Genomic DNA, 5,059 nt, shown 5'->3' with positions numbered 1-5,059 from the left:
AATTAGCCATGTAAATGGTATCTTCCATAGGGGGAGGAACTACCCTCATAGTTTGGTAAATATAGATAGCTAAAAAAGGATCTACTTCCCAAGAAGCACCCACTTCAAACGAACCGTAAGGGTGTTAAGTGGCGTGTAGTTCACTGAAAAAGAGTTTGTCCGCATATTAGTGCACTTTGATTTCCAGGATGATGTATTTAGGCACCGAATTACTCAAAGTCAACGTAGTCCGAGTATTTTTAGAAGTACTTATTCTAGTTTTGAGGAAGTCCTGCAACTGGAGGATGCTCTAAAAGATGGTATTAAAGATCCGAAAGAAGGTGAAACAGATCATTTATTTGTATTAATAGATAATATGAATATTGAATCTGATATTCAAGAAGTTATTCAGATTGCTCAATGTTGATGATTATTCTCGGTTTGTAAGTCACCAAATAAAAAATGTAGAGAAATGGGAGGATTTGTATCATTAATGTGACAGAAAAACACCTCTCCATCCCTTTACGGAATTACCTTCTTTTCTTTTTTGATTGATCCACAAATTGATTTTTTATGGTGATTTTTTCTATTAAGACTTGAACATGGATCGTTTTATCATCAATAGATTCAACTTTTGAAACCTTTCCTTTGCGCCCCTTAATCGTTACGTCCTCACCTTCAGATGGTGCTTCAATTAGCAGCTGGGTTAATAAAACATCCTTGTTTTCAAAGAAATGAACGACAACCATCTTGACCACACCTACTTTGTCGTTGTTTTGTATTTTGAAAATACGCGAGTATCTCCTTATAATAAAGTATAAGAAGATAGCTTGGTATAGACCAAAATCTAAAGATAACGATGAAATAATTTAGTAGTTCATTATTGAAGTACTAAAAGTGGAAATGATGCTGAAATTTCTCCTTGTTTTTCAAGTCATTTTCACTGTTATTCCAACGATCCTTGGATTTATACAAAGTACTTAACAACGAAAAGTGCAGACAAAATTAGAAGCACACATTTATCTTTGCATGTTTGTTAGTTTGCGTGTGAAACGATGTGAATAAGGAGGTAAAAAAAGAGAAAATGCCTCTATCAGCAAATGGCCATTTACCATTTTCTCCCTCCGCAACACTCCTATTAATGGAACATAGAAACTTTTAAAGACAAACCTGAATTATTCATACTTCCTCGCTAATCCAAATAGGTAACCCAAATGGTCATCTTTTCTATTTGACTTGAAAATTTTTATCTGTATTCTCTACTATTGATGTAATTTGGTCAAAGTTGGTTGGATTGGGTCAATTTTTGGGCAGACGTCTCCCATGGTTCAATCCAAGATTTTAAAAAAGGGGATTATCTAGAACAATCACTCCAACTTAATGCTCTGAATTCGCCGAAGTGTGTTCCAAAAGAATTCTTGGTACACAAAACTGGAGGATAATTTGAAATAAAGTGACCTTCCTGATTGGACTAGTTTGCTAGCGACTTTAATGATTTGTAGGCGGATGGTCTCAATTTGCATTCCCTTCTTTTCATTTGGAAAACAAAGAGTTCGCAACCAATTCGTTAGGTTATAAGCTAGAAGAGTGAACATCATTCTTACTTCGTTCACTTGGAAAGAATGACTATTCATTTTATCGAAACCAAATCCGTTTTTAGCTTCTTTGATGTAGTTTTCCATCGTTCCTCTTTTTTGATAAGTAAGGGCTATATCCTTGGGCGAGAAGGCATCTACTAGATTGGTCACAATGAAAGTATGGTTGAAAAACAATTCACCTTTAGGACGAACGGATTTGATGATTACTTTTCTAAGTTTTGACCAAGAAGCAGCCTGATAAACCGTTTCTTCCTAATAACATTCCGTCTCCGATGTATTGGATGGGCTAGTAGAAGGATGAAGTTCATTGGCTATTTTTTGTAGATTTGCATTGGACTTGAGTCGAATAACGTAGTAAACGGATTCTTTTTCACATAATTCATACAGAGCTGGAACCGCAAACCCACTATCTCCACGAAGAAAGGGCGTCGTCTCTGGGAACTTTTCGTTGTAATGTTCAATGAGAGGTTGGATAAATTCCACAACCCCATTGGAAGTATAGACATTACCTGGTCGTAGCTTGGCCTTCAAAAAATCGCCAGTCCCCCCATCAAAAGCGACTAATGGATGGAAACCAATCGTCCCATAGTGGGCATTGTAAGCTGAAGACTCTTGATTTCCATAGGTATCGGAATGAGTAGAATCTAAATCAATCAGGAGTGATTTGGATTCTCGGAAACGATGAACGTTGTCAAGAAGTTCTTGGTTGGCTTGATTTAATTGTTCAATGGATTTGGCATCAAAGCGTCTGAAGAAACGAGACAAAGTAGGTTGAGAAGCCAATGCATCGGTACCAATGATTTGTGTAAATACAGGATCGTTCGTCAAGTGATCAGCAGCGTCATCTTGAAAATATCCTGAGATCAATTGATACATTTTTTGACGAAGCAACTGTTCATTCGAATGGACATAGTATCGTTGATTGTCCTTTAGTTTTAGATGGTGAGCCAATGTTTTGGAGAAGCCTATTTTTTCATCAAATTCTCTTATAAGAAGTTCACCAGTGTCAGAGGAAAGAGAACCTCCTTGATCAGAGAGTTTAATCCGAGGGTTGAAATTAAGCGATATTTGGGGTAAAGTAGCCATGAAAAGAATCCTTTCTGTTGGTTATTTGGTGGTACTTATACCCTAACAGAAACGGATTCTTTTTTCATTTATTTCATGCATGAACGATCTAGGTAAAAGCCTATTAAATAAGAGTTTGTAACTGTTTTTAATAAATCTGTGAATAATTCAGGACAAACATAAAATTGTTTATTTTTCTGGTAATTTTTTTATATATTTTTGCTAATGTGGAACCGGTGTTTTTCTGCCGGACGAAAGGAATTGAAAATGACAGTGAATAAACAGGTATGTGAAAACTTGATTCCGGGAAAGGAACAAAAAAACAGACAGTGTTTATAGCAAACTGACTGCGAAGTTCTCTTTTCTTATGAAGCAAAAATGGACCATTTATTTTGCTCAGCAATTTTCATCATGTCTTCTTTTGGGTTAACGACAATCGGATGAGTGACATGGTTCAATAAGGGAATATCACTCTCACTGTCCGCGTAAGCCCAAATTTCTTCAGTGGTTTCTTCGGATACATACTGTTGTTCTTTGATCCATTTCGTTAACTTTTCTACTTTCACTTCTCCGTTAATAATCTGACCTAGTTCACCCTTGCAATGACCATTTTTAGTAAATAATAATTCCGTACTTATTACATGAGCGTCCAATTTTAAATCTTTTGTAAAGGCTTTTAGAAAAGGTTGAAGGGCCCCTGATAATAAAATGACGGTATCGCCATTTTTTTGGTGTTCGCGAATTTTACGAACTAAATTATGATGGATATCGTCCCTTCCGAAATTCACCAATTCTTGGAAGAAGTCCTCTAATTCAGCGTTCGTTTTGCCTTTGAATGTTTTGGCAAATGCTTTGAAAAACTCGTGGCGAAAGGTGTTTTTCCCTTTTACTACACCAAGGGCTGATGCTTTTACTAACCCACCTGCTACAACAGTCCATTGCTTTGTCTTAAAACGCTTTTTTCCAATTTGAAACATTGTTTTAAAGGAGTTTCCTTGATAGAGAGTTCCATCAAAGTCAACTGTAACGATTGCCAAAATCAACCACCTCATTTTTAAAGTAAGTATAAGATAGAATAGACCATTTGTAAATGAATGGCAGAATTAAATTTCAGAAAAAGTAAAAATAGCACCTAATACTAATACTTGGTATTATGGATGGTTCGCAGTATAATAGGAGTATTGATGTGCTCGAGGGAAGGATGGTTTTTATGACAAAAAATAAAATTGCTTTTGTAACAGATAGTACGGTTTATTTGACCGAGGAATTGAGAAATCATCCTGATATATATGTTGTCCCGATGGTTGTGATTTCAGAGGGACGTGAGTATGAGGATGGAGTTGAGTTATCAACAAATGAGTTATTCGATATTATTCGAAACAGCAAGGAGGTGCCAAAGACTTCACAACCTTCTGTTGGAACATTCGTTGAATTGTATAAAAAGCTTAAAGTGGACTATGATCAAGCAATTGCTTTTCATGTTTCCAATAAATTAAGTGGAACCATTTCAAGTTCAATCGCTGGCAAAGATCAAGCAGGTTTTGAGGTGGAAGTAATTGATTCGCTCTCATTATCTTATACGATTACCGAATTGATGACGAAAGGTCTTCAATTAGTCGAAGAGGGATGTGAGGTGAAGGATATAGCAGCTGAACTGAGAAATCAAGCGGCTAGAAGCAAGAATTTGATTTTATTGGGTAAGCTTGAACAACTTTATAAAGGTGGAAGAATGTCTGGAGCTCAATTTTTATTAGGTAATCTCCTGCAAATAAAGCCGATTCTCACGATTAATGAGGAAGGGGAGCTAGGATTGTTTGAACGCGTTCGCTCAGAGAAGAAAGCAACTTCCATGATTGTCGATGTAGTAAAGCAATCACTTGAAAAAGGGCTTGTGAAACAAATAGGAATAATGCATGGTAATGTAGAGGGAAAAGCACAGGAAATGAAGAGGATTATAGAAGAGACGATACCCAATATTGAAATTGTTATTGGTGAAATTAGTTCGTCATTAGCGGTCCATGCAGGGGAAGGAACGATTGCGTTGTTTTGGCATTACGAAAAAGTGTGAGTAGAACATCTACCTGCAAAAAAAGGGGAAAGAAGCTCAGAGTTAGACTCTGAGCTTCTGCTTTGTAATGTGGATTTTTATGAAATGCTCTAATCGTAGACCCGGTAGCTATTGAATTTTATAATCGATTGAATGATTCATACTTGTTTTAAATTCGATTAAAAATATATGATAGGTACTCTGAAACGATCTTTTTATTTAGAGCTCTTTTTATACGAAAATGGGTTTTGATGCTGATTTTGACACAAAAAAGCACCCTCCCTAAAATGGAATGACCATTTTTAAAGATTGGCTATGGCACCATTACTTGATTTAAGCTGGTTTTGATTTTTGGATATCTACCTCATAG

General features: G+C 36.2%; 4 protein-coding genes and 1 pseudogene. 2 read left to right on the top strand and 3 right to left on the bottom strand.

What is annotated here, in order from left to right; all coding sequences use genetic code 11:
• The first annotated feature begins 169 nt into the window (after positions 1–169).
• The gene (locus U8D43_RS20775) at positions 170–406 is read left to right on the top strand and encodes a hypothetical protein (protein WP_335873059.1); all 237 of its coding nucleotides are present in this window, start codon (positions 170–172) and stop codon (positions 404–406) included.
• 103 nt (positions 407–509) lie between these two features.
• Here the strand turns inward: U8D43_RS20775 and U8D43_RS20770 are convergent, their stop codons facing one another.
• From U8D43_RS20770 to U8D43_RS20760, 3 genes and pseudogenes are all read right to left on the bottom strand, one after another.
• Entirely contained in the window at positions 510–728 is a 219-nt protein-coding gene (locus U8D43_RS20770) for a hypothetical protein (protein WP_335873058.1), read from the bottom strand.
• A gap of 618 nt (positions 729–1,346) precedes the next feature.
• Positions 1,347–2,663 (bottom strand): annotated as a pseudogene (locus U8D43_RS20765) (IS1380 family transposase).
• Positions 2,664–3,007: 344 nt separating this feature from the next.
• The gene (locus U8D43_RS20760; protein WP_335873057.1) at positions 3,008–3,679 is read right to left on the bottom strand and encodes an HAD family hydrolase; all 672 of its coding nucleotides are present in this window, start codon (positions 3,677–3,679) and stop codon (positions 3,008–3,010) included.
• A 173-nt stretch (positions 3,680–3,852) separates the two neighbouring features.
• Between U8D43_RS20760 and U8D43_RS20755 the strand changes: the two genes are divergently transcribed.
• Entirely contained in the window at positions 3,853–4,710 is an 858-nt protein-coding gene (locus tag U8D43_RS20755; RefSeq protein ID WP_335873056.1) for a DegV family protein, read from the top strand.
• Positions 4,711–5,059: the final 349 nt, after the last annotated feature.

The sequence above is a fragment of the Bacillus sp. 2205SS5-2 genome (assembly GCF_037024155.1).
In the GTDB taxonomy this organism is placed as follows: Bacteria; Bacillota; Bacilli; order Bacillales; family Bacillaceae_K; genus Bacillus_CI.
Note: the sequence above shows the minus strand (reverse complement) of the source record. Positions and strands in the feature narration are given on the sequence as shown.

Bases quoted from the DNA above. Each gene is read 5' to 3' on its own strand.
- U8D43_RS20770 (WP_335873058.1), bottom strand. From the start codon at position 728: ATGGTTGTCGTTCATTTCTTTGAAAACAAGGATGTTTTATTAACCCAG.
- U8D43_RS20755 (WP_335873056.1), top strand. From the start codon at position 3,853: ATGACAAAAAATAAAATTGCTTTTGTAACAGATAGTACGGTTTATTTG.